This is a genomic window from Sphingomonas metalli, from assembly GCF_014641735.1.
In the GTDB taxonomy this organism is placed as follows: domain Bacteria; phylum Pseudomonadota; class Alphaproteobacteria; order Sphingomonadales; family Sphingomonadaceae; genus Sphingomonas; species Sphingomonas metalli.
Genome location: NZ_BMIH01000002.1, coordinates 87,631 through 101,849 on the forward strand (window position 1 = coordinate 87,631; position 14,219 = coordinate 101,849).

The 14,219-nt window shown below is 66.3% G+C and carries 12 protein-coding genes; 5 read left to right on the plus strand and 7 right to left on the minus strand.

Translation table 11 applies throughout. The features are described from left to right. Positions 1–96: 96 nt before the first annotated feature. From treS to IEX18_RS06580, 4 genes are read right to left on the minus strand one after another with little or no spacing between them, the layout of a single operon-like run. Positions 97–3,294 (minus strand): maltose alpha-D-glucosyltransferase, encoded by a 3,198-nt coding sequence (treS, locus tag IEX18_RS06565; RefSeq protein WP_188657947.1) that lies wholly within the window; start codon positions 3,292–3,294, stop codon positions 97–99. Then, entirely contained in the window at positions 3,291–5,300 is a 2,010-nt protein-coding gene (locus tag IEX18_RS06570) for an alpha-1,4-glucan--maltose-1-phosphate maltosyltransferase (protein WP_188657948.1), read from the minus strand. Before IEX18_RS06570 ends, treS begins: the two co-directional genes overlap by 4 nt. A 12-nt stretch (positions 5,301–5,312) precedes the next feature. Beyond that, positions 5,313–5,618 carry a DUF2934 domain-containing protein gene (locus tag IEX18_RS06575; RefSeq protein WP_188657949.1) on the minus strand — a complete coding sequence of 102 codons (306 nt, stop codon included), beginning with the start codon at positions 5,616–5,618 and terminating at the stop codon, positions 5,313–5,315. A gap of 27 nt (positions 5,619–5,645) precedes the next feature. After that, positions 5,646–5,951, minus strand: a complete 306-nt coding sequence (locus IEX18_RS06580; protein WP_188657950.1) for a hypothetical protein — start codon at positions 5,949–5,951, stop codon at positions 5,646–5,648. On the opposite strand from IEX18_RS06580, the gene IEX18_RS06585 reads away from it, so the two are divergent. Then, on the plus strand, positions 5,941–6,861 hold the full coding sequence (locus IEX18_RS06585; RefSeq protein WP_188657951.1) for a PAS domain-containing protein: 921 nt from the start codon (positions 5,941–5,943) through the stop codon (positions 6,859–6,861). The two genes, IEX18_RS06580 and IEX18_RS06585, sit on opposite strands and share 11 nt — an antisense overlap. A gap of 34 nt (positions 6,862–6,895) precedes the next feature. Here the strand turns inward: IEX18_RS06585 and IEX18_RS06590 are convergent, their stop codons facing one another. After that, positions 6,896–7,657: a competence/damage-inducible protein A gene (locus IEX18_RS06590; protein ID WP_188657952.1), complete on the minus strand. Its 762-nt coding sequence runs from the start codon at positions 7,655–7,657 to the stop codon at positions 6,896–6,898. A gap of 62 nt (positions 7,658–7,719) precedes the next feature. Here IEX18_RS06590 and map point away from each other — a divergent pair, with 62 nt between their 5' ends. The 3 genes from map to ahpF all read left to right on the plus strand — a co-directional run bounded on the left by map (position 7,720) and on the right by ahpF (position 10,992). Continuing rightward, positions 7,720–8,547, plus strand: coding sequence for a type I methionyl aminopeptidase (map, locus tag IEX18_RS06595; protein ID WP_188657953.1), 828 nt, complete (start codon positions 7,720–7,722; stop codon positions 8,545–8,547). 148 nt (positions 8,548–8,695) lie between these two features. Continuing rightward, positions 8,696–9,259 carry an alkyl hydroperoxide reductase subunit C gene (gene ahpC / locus IEX18_RS06600; protein WP_188657954.1) on the plus strand — a complete coding sequence of 188 codons (564 nt, stop codon included), beginning with the start codon at positions 8,696–8,698 and terminating at the stop codon, positions 9,257–9,259. A gap of 152 nt (positions 9,260–9,411) precedes the next feature. Then, positions 9,412–10,992 (plus strand): alkyl hydroperoxide reductase subunit F, encoded by a 1,581-nt coding sequence (gene ahpF, locus IEX18_RS06605; RefSeq protein ID WP_188657955.1) that lies wholly within the window; start codon positions 9,412–9,414, stop codon positions 10,990–10,992. Positions 10,993–11,068: 76 nt separating this feature from the next. On the opposite strand, the gene IEX18_RS06610 is transcribed toward ahpF, so the two are convergent. Continuing rightward, a complete protein-coding gene (locus IEX18_RS06610; RefSeq protein ID WP_188657956.1) occupies positions 11,069–11,365 on the minus strand; it encodes a type II toxin-antitoxin system RelE/ParE family toxin in 297 nt (98 codons plus the stop codon). Then, positions 11,362–11,634: a type II toxin-antitoxin system ParD family antitoxin gene (locus IEX18_RS06615; RefSeq protein ID WP_188657957.1), complete on the minus strand. Its 273-nt coding sequence runs from the start codon at positions 11,632–11,634 to the stop codon at positions 11,362–11,364. The genes IEX18_RS06610 and IEX18_RS06615 overlap by 4 nt, the downstream gene beginning before the upstream one ends. A gap of 112 nt (positions 11,635–11,746) precedes the next feature. On the opposite strand from IEX18_RS06615, the gene purL reads away from it, so the two are divergent. Beyond that, complete coding sequence (gene purL / locus IEX18_RS06620) at positions 11,747–13,978, plus strand: phosphoribosylformylglycinamidine synthase subunit PurL (protein WP_188657958.1); 2,232 nt, start codon at positions 11,747–11,749, stop codon at positions 13,976–13,978. The last annotated feature ends 241 nt before the right edge of the window (positions 13,979–14,219 follow it).

Here is a 14,219-nt window from a genome sequence, read left to right on the forward strand (position 1 = left end):
AGCTCGATTGGACCTGCGGCCTCCAACATCCATCGTCACCCCGGCCTTCGCCGGGGCGACGGCTACCTGGTCGAAGCCACTATTCGAACTTGCCCCCTACTCCGCGACCAGCCGCTTCGCCGCCCGGTACAATCCATCGGTCGGCACCTCGATCCAGTCGGGCCGGTTCGCCGCCTCGTACCCCACCTCATAGGCAGCTTTCGCCACCAGCAGCAGGTCGAGCAAGCCGGTGTCCACCGCATCCGTGCTCGCCGAGCGATAGGCGTCGAGGAACGTCTCGCGCGCATGATGGCAGAATTGGGCATAGCGGTGTTCGGCACGCAGAGCCTCGGTCTCCGGGCCAGGTGGCCGCGAACGGTCTGCCACGGCGGTCGCATAGTCGAACGAGCGCAAGATGCCCGCCACGTCGCGGAGCGGCAGATCCTTCGCCCGGCGCGCCGCGAGCGGCAAGGCAGGCTGCCCCTCGAAGTCGATGAAGGTGACGTCTCCGCCGCTCACCAGCAGCTGGCCGAGATGAAGGTCGCCATGAATTCGGGTGAGGCGCTGACCTTCGGCCCCGGCGGCCCCCCGCCGCACCGCATCGGCGACCTGGTCGCGATGGTCGAGCAGCCATGTCGCCGCGTCGCTCCCCAGTCCCGCCGCGGCGATCCGGTCGACGGCGTTGCGCCAGTCGGCCAGGATCCCCTCCGCCAGTTCGCCGGATCGCGCGGCGTCCATCGTCTCGGCCGCAAAGGCGGCATCGTCGGTCTGCGCGGCAAGTACGGCGTGCATCTCCGCCAGCCGCCGCCCCAGCGTGGTCGCGAAGCTCGCGTAATTGGCGAAGGTGGTGGTGTCGTCGGTCGCGAGGCGCTCGAGCACGCCGAGGGTCCAGCCCCATGCGTCGCCCTGATTGTGGACGAAGCGCTGCGCCAGCAGCACGAGCGTGTCGTCGGCGGCACGCCGCGCCTCGCCGAGCACCGGCGGCACCGCCTCGAAGCCGTGGGCGGAGAGGTAGCGAACCATCTCGGCGTCGGGATGCACGCCCGACTCCAGTCGCCGCAGCAGCTTGAGAACGACCGACTGACCGATGACCAGCGAGCTGTTGGACTGTTCGGCGGTCAGCCACTCGATCGTGGCATCTTCCGGCAGATCGAGTCCGTCCGACGTGCAGGCCAGCGCGGCTTCCCCCTCGCCGATCGTCGCGCCCGCCCGCATCGCGTCCACGATCGCGCGGGCGAAGTCGGCGACCGCGAAGCCGTCGGTCAGCAGCCCGACCTGCCGCCCTCGCCGCACCCGCGCCAGCGCCAGCCCGCCGGCGACGCGGCTCTGCGCCTCGCCTTCCCAGGCGATTCCGAGCGGCAGCGCATAGCGATAGGCCGTCCGGTCGGTCTCGACCGCGATCTCGGCGAGCAGCAGATCGGCCGCGCCGGGCAGCGGCTGTAGGTGCCTGATAGCGACACTGTGCAGATCCTCGTCCTTCGCGCCGAACCAGCGGCGTTGCTGGACATAGCCGGGCAGCACATCGCGTTCTAGGACCGAGCGGTTGCTGCCGACCGCGATGTCCTCGAAGGCGGGGCGCAGCACGAAGGTGAACCGCTCCGCCTCGAGCGCGACCGGCGCGGTCGCCCAGCTCGGCGCATTGGCCTGTTCGGACAGCGCGAACCACAAAAAGCCATAGGGCGGCAGGGTCAGCACATAGGGGGCGTGGCCGACCGCCGGAAAGGCGGTGCCGCCGGTCAGCTCGATCGGCGTGCGCCCCTCGAAGTCGGGCAGCTCCAGCTCGACCGCCTGTGCGGTACGGCCGAGATTGAAGACGCACAGGATCGCGTCGCCCTCATGCTCGCGGACATAGGCCAGGATCTTGCGGTTGGCGGGCCGCAGGAAGGTCTGGGTGCCACGCCCGAAGGCGGAATGCTCGCGACGCACCGCCAGCATTCGCTTCACCGCGTTGAGGAGCGAATGCCGGTCGCGTTCCTGCGCCTCCACATTGACCGCATAGAAGCCGTAGAGCGGATCCTGGATCGCCGGCAGCGTCAGATCGGGCGGATCGCAGCGGCTGAAGCCGCCATTGCGGTCGACCGACCATTGCATCGGCGTGCGGACGCCGTCGCGGTCGCCGAGATGGATATTGTCGCCCATCCCGATCTCGTCGCCATAATAGAGCACGGGCGTGCCCGGCATCGTCAGCAGCATCGCATTCATCAGCTCGATACGGCGACGATCCCGCTCCATCAGCGGCGCGAGGCGGCGGCGGATGCCCAGGTTGATGCGCGCGCGCTTGTCGGCGGCATAGGTGTTCCAGAGATAGTCGCGCTCGGCGTCGGTCACCATCTCCAGCGTCAGTTCGTCATGGTTGCGCAGGAAGATCGCCCATTGGCAGCTGGGCGGAATATCGGGCGTCTGGCGCATGATGTCGGTGATCGGAAAGCGATCCTCCTGTGCCACCGCCATGTACATGCGCGGCATCAGCGGGAAGTGGAACGCCATATGGCATTCGTCGTCGTCCCCGAAATATTGCTGCGTATCCTCCGGCCACATATTCGCCTCGGCGAGCAGCATCCGGTCGGGATATTCGGCGTCGAGCGCGGCGCGGATCTTCTTCAGCACCGCATGGGTCTCGGGCAAATTCTCGTTCGACGTGCCGTCGCGCTCGATCAGATAGGGGATCGCGTCGAGCCGCAGGCCGTCGACGCCAAGGTCGAGCCAGTAGCGCATGACCTTCAGCACTTCTTCGAGCACGCGTGGATTGTCGAAGTTCAGGTCCGGCTGGTGGCTGTAGAAGCGGTGCCAGAAATAGGCGCCCGCCTCCTCGTCCCAGGTCCAGTTCGATTTTTCGGTATCGAGGAAGATGATGCGGGTGCCGCTGTAGAGCTTGTCGTCGTCAGACCAGACGTAGAAGTCGCGCTCCGGGCTTCCCGGCGGCGCCTTGCGTGCCGCCTGGAACCAGGGATGCTGGTCGGATGTGTGGTTGATGACCAGTTCGGTGATGACGCGGATGCCGCGGGCATGGGCGGCCGCGATGAACGCGGTCGCATCGTCCATCGTGCCGTAATCGGGCGAGACGCCCTCGTAGAGTGCGATGTCGTAGCCGTCGTCGCGCCGCGGGCTGGGGTAGAAGGGCAGCAGCCAGATGCAGGTGACGCCGAGGTCGGCGATATAGTCGAGCTTCTCGATCAATCCCTTGAAGTCGCCGATCCCGTCATTGTTGGAATCGAAGAAGGACTTCACATGGACCTGGTAGATCACCGCGTCCTTGTACCAGAGCGGATCGTCGCCGACGCTCGCTTCGTGCGTCGCTGCGCTCTCACCGCTCATGCCTCATGCTCCCGGGTCAGGCGCCAGATCCGATAGGGCTGGTCGGGCGCGATGCGGATGGTCTGCTCCTTGCCGTACCAGCGGAAGCGATAGCCCTCGGCCAGATCCTCGACCGCGACGTCGCCGTCGTCGCCGAGGCCGAACTCCCAAAGCGGTACCTCGAAACGACACTCATGCGCATTGTGCGGATCGAGATTGATCATCACGCAGATCATCCCCTCGCCGCCGTCCGGATCGGGCCGCCCGTACCAGATGATATTGTCGTCATGCGCAACGAAGAACTTCGTGCCGAGGTGCGTCTGGAGGGCCGGATAGCGGCGGCGGATGCGGTTGAGCATCGCGATGTCGAGGATGATGTTGCCCGGCGCGTTCCAATCGCGCGGCTTGACGATATACTTCTCGGAATCGTTATACTCTTCCTTGCCCGGCACCGGATCGGCCTCGCACAGTTCGAAGCCCGAATAGACGCCGAACAGTCCCGACAGGGTCGCCGCCAGTACCGCGCGGATGCGGAAGCCGGGCCGGCCCGACGTCTGGAGATAGACCGGATTGATGTCGGGCGTGTTGACGAAAAAGTGCGGGCGGTAGAACTCCTTGGGCGCGGTGGTCGTCAGCTCGGTGATATATTCCGTCAGTTCCACCTTGGTGTCGCGCCAGGTGAAATAGGTGTAGGACTGGCTGAAGCCGATCTTGGCGAGCCGGTACATCATCGTCGGCCGGGTAAAGGCCTCCGCAAGGAAGATGGCGTCCGGATGCCGCGCGCGCACGTCGCCGATCATCCACTCCCAGAAGGGCAGCGGCTTGGTGTGGGGATTGTCGACGCGGAAGGTCTTCACGCCGTGCTCGATCCAGAGCAGCACGACGTCGCGCAGGGCCACCCAAAGGTCCGGGATCGCGTCCGGACCGTAGAAGTCGACATTGACGATGTCCTGATATTTCTTCGGCGGGTTCTCGGCGTATTTCATCGAGCCGTCGGACCGCCAGGCGAACCAACCCGGATGATCCTTCAGCCAGGGATGGTCGGGCGAGCATTGGATCGCGAAATCCAGCGCGATCTCGAGGCCATGCTGCCGCGCCGCCTCGACCAGCCGGCCGAACGCCGCGAAGCCGCCCAATTCGGGATGGACGGCATCGTGCCCGCCCTCCTCGGCGCCGATCGCATAGGGGCTGCCGGGATCGCCCGGCCCAGCGCTCAGCGTGTTGTTGGGCCCCTTGCGATTGGTCCGCCCGATCGGATGGATCGGCGGGAAGTAGAGCGTATCGAAGCCCATGTCGCGGATCTGCGGCAGTCGCCCGATCACGTCGTCGAACGTGCCGTGCCGATCCTCGCTGTCGGTGATCGACCGCGGGAAAAGCTCATACCAGCTGGAGAAGCGCGCGGCGATCCGCTCCGCATCGACGAGCTGGCGCGGCGACCGGACGCGAAACGGCCGTTCGTCCGCCTCCGCCATCAGCGTGGCCAGTTCGGCGTCCAGCAGCAGCTCGGGCGGCGCACCCTCCAGCCGCTCCAACCACGCCCGCAGCCGCGTCGCCAGCGGCGCCGGCGCGCGCTCGGCGGCGGCGGAGACGAACCCGCGGCCCTCCTGCGCATCGACATCCTGCGCGACGCCCGCGTCCAGTTTCTTGGCGAAGTCGCGACGGAAGCCGCCCCATATGTCCAGCCAGCCCTCGATGACATATTCGTGCCGGCCGATCTCTTCCAGCCGCCACTCGGCGGTCCATCGATCGGTCGGCAGCGCGGTCATGCGCACGCGCTGCCACGTTTCCGAACCCGGCCCGCGCCACAGCAGCTCCGCCGCTAGCTGCTCGTGGCCATCGCCGTACAGCGTCGCCTCGACCGTCACGGTCTCACCCACCACCCGCTTTACGGCGAAGTCGCCGCCATCGACGCGGGGAGACCACTCCTCGACGACGAGACGAGGCCAGTCGCGGGCCGCGGTGTCGGCCGACACGAGCGACACGGGATCGGTCGCCGCGACCGGCGCGGCGGTAACGGGTTCGGCCATGGATTCAGCCTTTTACTTGGCAGGCGTTTTCGGCTTGCGCGGCTTGGCTGCCGGCTTTGCGGCGGCGGATGCTGGCGAGGCGGGCGCCGCCTTCGGAACCGCGCCGCCATCGGCCGCCGTCTGCTTGGAGGCAGCGCGGTCCTTCGGGGACTCAGCCGGCGCATCGCCCGTTGCCGTCTGCGATGCAGAAGGATCGTCGCCGCCGACCTCGCCCGCCGCCTGGTGCCAATGCTCCTCGTGACGGCCATGCTCGCCCCCGCCCTGCTCCCACAGCTCATAGGCGCGGCGGCTGATGGCGTGATGACGATCGTCGGACATGGTCGGCTTCTCCTCCGTGACTGCCGGTCACGATGCGGGGCATCGCATCGGCAGGGCAACCCTCACGCGAAACAACCGGCAAAGCGATAGGGTTGCATGGGTTCGTCGCCGCTTCTGTACGGTAGGTTCCACATTGCAATGCCGGTCGATATACATGGATTTATTTCCCCGGCGCGACACGCTGTTATAAAGTTGGCAGCGATACGGTGCATCCTGCACCCGCATCGCGGGGGCATGGATGGAACGGCTGGCGTCCTCTGCGGCGATCTTCAGGCTTTCGCCCGCCGCGCTTGGCGGCGTGCTGGACGGAAGTCCTGACTGCGTGAAGCTCATTGGGATCCAGGGCGAGATCCTTTACGTCAATCCCGCCGGCCTCCAGATGCTGGAGGTCGAGAGCTTCGAACAGGTCGCCGGGTTGCGCTGGGATGCGCTGCTGCCCACGAACACTAGCCGGCTCGTCGCGCTCGCCTATGGCAAGGCGGCGGGCGGCGAGACGTCGCGTTTTCGGGCTTTCTGCCCCACCCGCGCCGGACTGCCGCGCTGGTGCGACGTCACCGTCTCGCCGATCTCCGACGATGGCGGCGAGCTTCAGGGCTATCTCTGCGTTTCCCGCGACGTGACCGAGAGCCATGCGGCCCGCGAGGCGCTCGAAATCAGCTCGGCGGAAATCAAGCACCGGCTGAAGAACACCTATACGATGGTCGGCGGCCTGCTCAACGCCTTCGCCCGCGGCAACAAGGGCACCGAAGCCTTCGCCGCCGCGATGACCGAGCGGCTCGCCTCGCTGAGCACGGCACAGTCCCTGTTCCTGTCCGACGAGGCGCACTGCCAGATCTCGCACCTCATTCCCGTCCTGCTCGCGCCGTTCGACAATCCGGGCTGCCCGGTCTTCGTCGACGAGCAATCGCCCGCGATCGTCGACCAGGGCGTGGCGGACGCGATCGCACTGGTGCTCGGCGAGCTGTCGGTAAATTCGGCCAAGCACGGCGCGCTCAACCATGGCGGCGAGATCCATGTCAGCTCGATCGCCGACAAGGGCATCCTGACCGTGCGCTGGAAGGAGCGCGCCCTGCGCGCGATCCGGCAACGCTCGCGTCAGGGCGGACAGGGCCTCACGCTCATGTCGCGGATCGTCCGTACCCGTGGCGGGGCGATCGCGCTCGAATGGCACGACGACGGCCTCGACGTGACGATGACCCTTCCCTTCGAAGAGAGCGGCGCCGCTCGACCGGCAGCGCAATAGCTAGGGGGACGTCGGCGTATCGGCCATGCGCCGGTCAGATCCCGCCCGGCACCACCACGCGCCCGTCCGCCTCGAGCGCCGCGGTCAGCGCGGCCAGGCAGGTTCCGACCACGGCTTCATCGGGACTGCGCGCCACGAAATTGGCGCCCGTCCGGCCGTCGCGGAAGAAGGGATAGCTGCCGATCGACACGCCCTCATGCGCCTTTTCGGTCGCGCGCAGCAGGTCGGCGACCTCGCTTTCCGCAACCCAGCAGCCGATCGTGCCGGAGACGACCGGCCGGCCGCCTTCCAGCGTACCGGTCAGCCGGTCGAGCATCCCCGCGGTGATATGCGGCACGCCCGCCATGATGAAGATGTTCTCGACATGGATGCCGGGCGCGCCCGATACGCGGTTCTCGATCAGATCCGCACCCTCGGGCACCCGCGCCATGCGGGCGCGCGCGTCGGTCATACCACCGCGGGTCTCGTAATAGCGTTCGAGCACCGCCAAGGCCTGCGGATGATGGACGACGCCCCGCCCCAGCGCCGCAGCGATCGCGTCGACCGTGATGTCGTCATGTGTCGGCCCGATGCCGCCGGTGGTGAAAAGATAGTCGTTGCGGGCCCGCAGCGTATTGACCGCCTTGACGATCGCGTCCTCGCGATCGCCGACGATGCGCACCTCGGCCAGGCGGATGCCCTGCACGTTGAGCCAGCTCGCCAGCTGGGCGACGTTCTTGTCCTGCGTGCGTCCCGACAGGATCTCGTCGCCGATCACGACCAGCGCCGCCGTCCAAACCCGTTCCTGCTCGGCCATCCCCGCTCCTGCCACCACGCCACCATCTCGCAAAATCCGGCCGGTTGCGCTATATGCCCCGGATGACCGAATATGTGACCGTAACGTCCGACGCGCCGATGGGTCGCAACGGCGCGATCAAGCTTCATGGCCCCGCCGCCTTTGCCGGCATGCATAAGGCCGGGCGGCTCGCTGCCGAGACGCTCGACATGCTGGTGCCGCATATGGTGCCGGGCGTGACGACCGCGGAGCTCGACCGGCTGATCTACGACTTCGTCACCGCCAATGGCGGCGTGCCCGCCACGCTGGGCTATCGCGGCTATGCGCACTCGACCTGTATCTCGATCAACCATGTCGTCTGCCATGGCATACCGAGCGAGAAGACGCTGAAGTCCGGCGACATCGTCAATGTCGACGTCACGCCGATCCTTGATGGCTGGCACGGTGATTCCAGCCGCATGTACCTGATCGGCGACGTTCCGCTGAAGGCCCGGCGGCTGGTGGAGGTCACGTATGAATGCCTGATGCTGGGCATCGAGCAGGCTCGGCCCGGCAACCGCATGGGCGATGTCGCGCACGCGATCCAGACCCATGCCGAAAGGCATCGCTACGGCGTCGTCCGCGACTTCTGCGGTCACGGGCTCGGCCGCCTGTTCCACGACGCGCCGGAGGTGGTGCATGTCGGCCGTCCGGGCACCGGGCCGGAATTGCGGCCGGGGATGATCTTCACGATCGAGCCCATGATCAACATCGGCCGCCCGGACGTGAAGCTGCTCGACGATGGCTGGACGGCCGTGACCCGGGACCGGTCGCTCTCGGCGCAGTTCGAGCATTCGATCGGCATCACCGAATCCGGTTGCGAGATTTTCACCCTCAGCCCGAAGGGCTTGGATCAGCCACCCTACGCCTGAGCTGCACGGCTCAGCATATGTTGATCTTCATCGACTCACACTGATCGACACAGGCGATTATTCGCAGTGAAATAATCGCCCTTTCCTGCTGCATCGCGGCGCACTACATGGCGTGTCGTTACCGCATTGCACAACTGGAGATACGAGCATGTCGATCATCGGCACCCAGCTGAAGCCCTTCACCACCCAGGCCTATCGCCAGGGCAAGTTCCTGACCGTCTCCGAGGGTGACGTGCTGGGCAAGTGGGCGGTCTTCTTCTTCTATCCGGCCGACTTCACCTTCGTCTGCCCGACCGAACTCGAGGATCTGGCGGACAATTACGCCACCTTCGAGAAGATGGGCGTCGAGATCTACTCGGTGTCGACCGATACTCATTTCAGCCACAAGGCGTGGCACGACACCTCGCCGGCGATCGGCAAGATCAACTTCACGATGCTGGGCGACCCCTCGGGTGTCGTGACCAACAATTTCGGCGTGATGCGTGAGGGCCAGGGCCTGGCGGACCGCGGCACCTTTGTCGTCGATCCGGAGGGTACGATCCAGCTGATGGAGATCACCAGCGAGGGCGTCGGCCGCAACGCGATGGAGCTGCTCCGCAAGATCAAGGCCGCGCAGTATATCGCCGCCCATCCGGGTGAGGTCTGCCCCGCCAAGTGGGAAGAGGGCGAGACCACGCTGGCCCCGTCGCTCGACCTCGTCGGCAAGATCTAACTCCTCCCCAATTTGGGGAGGTGGCGGCCCGTCAGGGCTGACGGAGGGGGGCCGCCGCATACGGTTTACTGGCGGCAGCCACCCTCCACCGCCGCTGTGCGGCGGTTCCCCTCCCCGTGCCGGGGAGGATTGTATAACCAACGGAGGCATCCGTGCTCGACACCGCGCTCAAGACCCAGCTCAAGACCTATCTCGCCAATATCCGCCAGCCGATCGAACTGGTCGCGGCGGCCGATGACAGCCCCAAGTCGCGCGAGATGGTCGAACTGCTCGGCGAGATCGCCGCGCTGTCGGACAAGGTATCGGTCGCACAGGGCGACGACGATGCGCGCCGCCCCTCCTTCCTGATCCGCCGCACCGGCACAGACGTGGCGGTTCGGTTCGCCGGCATTCCGCTCGGCCATGAATTCACCTCGCTGGTCCTCGCCCTGCTTCAGGTTGGCGGCCACCCGCCCAAGCTCGCGCCCGAAGTGATCGAGCAGATCGCCGCGCTGGAGGGCGACTGGCATTTCGAAACCTATTTCTCGCTGACCTGCCAGAACTGCCCGGACGTGGTGCAGGCGCTCAACGTGATGAGCGTCATTAACCCGCGCATCCGCCATACCGCGATCGAGGGCGGGCTGTTCCAGGACGAGGTGGCGAGCCGCAACATCCTCTCCGTCCCCGCCGTCTTCCTCAACGGCGAGCCGTTCGCGCAAGGTCGCATGGAGGTGGAGCAGATCCTCGCCAAGCTGGACACCGGCGCCGCCGCGCGGACCGCCGCGACGATCGCGGGCAAGGATCCGTTCGACGTGCTCGTCGTCGGCGGCGGCCCGGCCGGCGCGTCGGCGGCGATCTATGCCGCGCGCAAGGGCATCCGCACCGGCCTCGTCGCCGAGCGCTTCGGTGGGCAGGTGCTCGACACGATGGCGATCGAGAACTTCATTTCGGTCCAGCATACCGAGGGGCCGAAGCTCGCCCAGCAGCTGGAGGCGCATGTCGACCAATATGGCGTCGACGTGATGAACCTGCAGCGCGCCGAGCGGCTGATTCCGGCGCGCAGCCCTGGCGGACTGCACGAGCTGCGGCTGGCGGGCGGCGCGACGCTGAAGGCGCGCACGGTGATCCTGTCGACCGGCGCGCGCTGGCGCTCGATGAACGTGCCGGGCGAAGAGGCGTACCGGAACAAGGGCGTGACCTATTGCCCGCATTGTGACGGCCCCCTCTTCCGCGGCAAGCGCGTCGCGGTGATCGGCGGCGGCAATTCGGGCGTCGAGGCCGCGATCGACCTTGCCGGCCTCGTCGCGCATGTCACGCTGATCGAATATGCCGCCGACCTGAAGGCGGATGCGGTGCTCCAGCGCAAGCTCGCCAGCCTGCCGAATGTCAGCGTCGTGACGTCCGCCCTCACCACCGAAGTGCAGGGCGACGGCACCCGCGTCACCGCCCTCCACTATAAGGATCGCAATAGCGGCGAAGCGCATGAGCTGCCGCTGGAGGGCGTGTTCGTCCAGATCGGTCTCGTCCCCAACACCGAATGGCTGAAGGACACGGTCGCGCTGACGCTGCACGGCGAGATCGAGGTCGATGCCCGCGGCGAAACCTCCGTCGCCGGCATCTTCGCGGCGGGCGACGTCACGACCGTGCCGTTCAAGCAGATCGTGATCGCCATGGGCGAAGGCTCGAAGGCCTTGCTGTCCGCCTTCGACTATCTGATCCGCCTGCCGGCCGAGGTGGAGACGGTGGCGGCTTGACGCGGTATGGGATTGTGAGCAGCTGAACCGTCCTCCCCGTCGACGGTTCAGCTGCTCTGCCTATCGACGTTACGCACTAACGCAGCCGCAAGGCACGGTCATGGTCCTGACCCGGCCCCAGAATACGATGGATGAAGATACGGTCAGGCAGCACCGAGTAGAGTATGCCATAGCCCTTCCACGATCGTCGGCGTATTCCTTCCGCCTCGTATCGCGGAACGAGCGGAAAGGCGTTTGGCATCGCGGCCAGCGTCAGCGCAGTCTCGCGCAGCTCACCGACAAAGCTTCTGGCCCGCGCCGGATTGTCACGCGCGATGAACCCGCCGATGCGCGTCAGATCGGCTGAGGCGCGGGAAGACAGGATTACCCTCATTTCGGTTCGGCGGGGTTCGCAGTCTCCTCCAACGCGCGATCACAGGCGGCATCGAGATCGATGCCTCCGCTGGCGCGCATCTCCGTAAGGCTCTCGGCTATCGACGCATCCAGATCGCGCAACCAGCGCGCTTCGTCATCCAGCGCATCCTGATCGCGGCGGATTAGGTCGCGAACATAATCGCTGGCGCTGGCATAATGACCGCTATCGATCCGACTTTCGACATAGTCGCGCATGAGATCGGGCAGCGAGATGTTCATCGTGGCCATGGGCGCCTCCTGATGCATGATGGCAAAAAATGGCATCGCGAGACCGTGGTTGCAATAGCCTCCCCCACCTCCCGGGGTGACGCGCCAGCGCTGCATCGCTAAAGGCGCTGCCATGACTCAGACCGCGCCCCAGATCACGCCCGAACTCGTCGCCGAGCATGGCCTGTCTCCGGAGGAATATGACCGCGTTCTCCACGCTTTGGGGCGGGAGCCGAACCTGGTCGAGCTCGGCATCTTCTCCGTCATGTGGTCGGAGCATTGCAGCTACAAGTCGAGCCGCATACACCTGAAGAAGCTGCCGACCGAGGGGCCGCAGGTGATCTGCGGTCCCGGCGAGAATGCCGGCGTGATCGATATCGGCGACGGTCAGGCGGCGATCTTCAAGATGGAGAGCCACAACCATCCCTCGTACATCGAGCCCTATCAGGGCGCGGCGACGGGCGTCGGCGGCATTTTGCGCGACGTCTTCACCATGGGCGCGCGGCCGGTGGCGAACATGAACGCGCTGCGCTTCGGCCGGCCCGATCACCCCAAGATGCGGCACCTGATCTCGGGCGTCGTGTCGGGCATCGGCGGCTATGGCAATTGCGTGGGCGTGCCGACCGTGGGCGGCGAGGTGAACTTCCACCCCGCCTATGACGGCAACATCCTGGTCAATGCGATGACCGTGGGAGTCGCGGATCAGGACAAGATCTTCTACTCGGCGGCCTCCGGCATCGGCAATCCGATCGTCTATGTCGGCTCCAAGACCGGTCGCGACGGCATCCATGGCGCCACCATGGCCTCGGCCGACTTCGGCGAGGACGCCGATGCCAAGCGCCCGACAGTGCAGGTCGGCGATCCGTTCACCGAAAAGCTGCTGATCGAAGCCTGCCTCGAACTCATGGCGTCGGACGCGATCGTCGCGATCCAGGACATGGGCGCGGCCGGCCTCACCTCCTCCTCGGTCGAGATGGCGTCGAAGGGCGGCGTCGGCATCGAACTCGTCATGGACGATGTGCCGCAGCGCGAGGAGGGCATGACGCCCTATGAGATGATGCTGTCGGAGAGCCAGGAGCGGATGCTCATGGTGCTGAAGCCCGGCCGCGAAGCCTTTGCGGAAGCGATCTTCCGCAAATGGGAGCTCGACTTCGCCGTGATCGGCCATGTCACCGATACCGGCCGCATGGTCCTGAAATGGCAGGGCGAGACGGTCTGTGACATTCCGCTCGGCCCGCTCGCCGACGAGGCGCCCCTCTACGACCGTCCGCATGTGCCGACGCCGAAGCCTGCACCGCTCGCCGATGCTCCGCACAGCCGCGACATCGCCGCCGATCTCCTGACCCTGATGGGTTCGCCGGACATCGCCTCGCGCCGCTGGATCTGGGAGCAGTACGACCATATGGTCGGCGCGGACACCGTCCAGCGCCCCGGCGGCGACGCCGCGGTCGTACGCATCCATGGCACCGACAAGGCGCTGGCGATCACCACCGACTGCACGCCGCGCTATTGCTTTGCCGACCCGGTCGAGGGCGGCAAGCAGGCCGTAGCGGAGGCGTGGCGGAATCTGACCGCGGTGGGCGCGACACCGCTCGCGATCACCAACTGCCTCAACTTCGCCAATCCCCAGAGGCCCAAGATTATGGGCCAGATCGTCGGTTGCCTGGAGGGCATGGGCGAAGCGTGCCGTGCGCTCGACTTCCCGATCGTGTCGGGCAACGTCTCGCTCTACAATGAATCAAAGGCGACCGGCGGCGGTTCGGCGATCCTGCCCACGCCCGCGATCGGCGGCGTCGGCCTGATGCCGGACTGGCAGCGGAACGTGACCATCGCCTTCAAGGGAACGGGCGACGTGATCCTGGCGGTCGGCACGCGCGGCGGGCATCTCGGCCAGTCGCTCTGGCTGCGCGAATGCCATGGCCGCGAAGAGGGTCCGCCGCCGCCCGTCGATCTCGCCGCCGAGCGCCGCACCGGTGACTTTCTCCGCGCCGCCATCGCCGCCGGTCAGGTGACCGCCTGCCACGACGTCTCGGACGGCGGCGTGGCGGTGGCGATCGCCGAGATGGCGCTCGCCGGCAACATCGGCGCGATGATCGACCGCAAGCAGCCCTTCGATTGCGCACGCAGCTTCTTCGCCGAGGATCAGGGCGTCTACATCGTCACCGTCCACGACCATGCGCTGCTCGATTTCCTCGGCGCGGCCCATGCCGCGGGCGTGGAGGTGGAGCCGCAGGGACGCACCGGTGGCAGCCGCCTGATCTTCGAGCGGCCCGACCGCGATGACGTGGTGTCTCTGGCGGATCTGCGGACGGCACATGAGGGCTTCTTTCCCCGCCTGATGGGTGCAGACGCCGCGCTGGCATAGGGCCCACGCTGGCACCTGCGGCCAAAACTTCCAGATCTGACGACCTCGCGTTTATGTTGCAAGTGCGAGAAAAAGGCGTGACGCATTCTTTACGCGCCGATGATCTTTGTTAACCTTCAGTTGCCGCCAGACTTTTGGCTCGCACGCTAAACAAGGGGACAAAGATATGCAAAACAAAGCTTTTTATGCTGCAGCTGTTTCGCTGATCATGGCGCTCCCTGTTCCTTCCGTCGCCGCCACG

Coding starts and splice junctions, on each gene's coding strand:
- map (WP_188657953.1), top strand. CDS start 7,720: ATGACCGAATATGTGACCGTAACGTCCGACGCGCCGATGGGTCGCAAC.
- ahpC (WP_188657954.1), top strand. CDS start 8,696: ATGTCGATCATCGGCACCCAGCTGAAGCCCTTCACCACCCAGGCCTAT.
- IEX18_RS06590 (WP_188657952.1), bottom strand. CDS start 7,657: ATGGCCGAGCAGGAACGGGTTTGGACGGCGGCGCTGGTCGTGATCGGC.
- IEX18_RS06610 (WP_188657956.1), bottom strand. CDS start 11,365: ATGAGGGTAATCCTGTCTTCCCGCGCCTCAGCCGATCTGACGCGCATC.
- purL (WP_188657958.1), top strand. CDS start 11,747: ATGACTCAGACCGCGCCCCAGATCACGCCCGAACTCGTCGCCGAGCAT.
- IEX18_RS06580 (WP_188657950.1), bottom strand. CDS start 5,951: ATGAGCTTCACGCAGTCAGGACTTCCGTCCAGCACGCCGCCAAGCGCG.
- IEX18_RS06570 (WP_188657948.1), bottom strand. CDS start 5,300: ATGGCCGAACCCGTTACCGCCGCGCCGGTCGCGGCGACCGATCCCGTG.
- treS (WP_188657947.1), bottom strand. CDS start 3,294: ATGAGCGGTGAGAGCGCAGCGACGCACGAAGCGAGCGTCGGCGACGAT.
- IEX18_RS06615 (WP_188657957.1), bottom strand. CDS start 11,634: ATGGCCACGATGAACATCTCGCTGCCCGATCTCATGCGCGACTATGTC.
- IEX18_RS06575 (WP_188657949.1), bottom strand. CDS start 5,618: ATGTCCGACGATCGTCATCACGCCATCAGCCGCCGCGCCTATGAGCTG.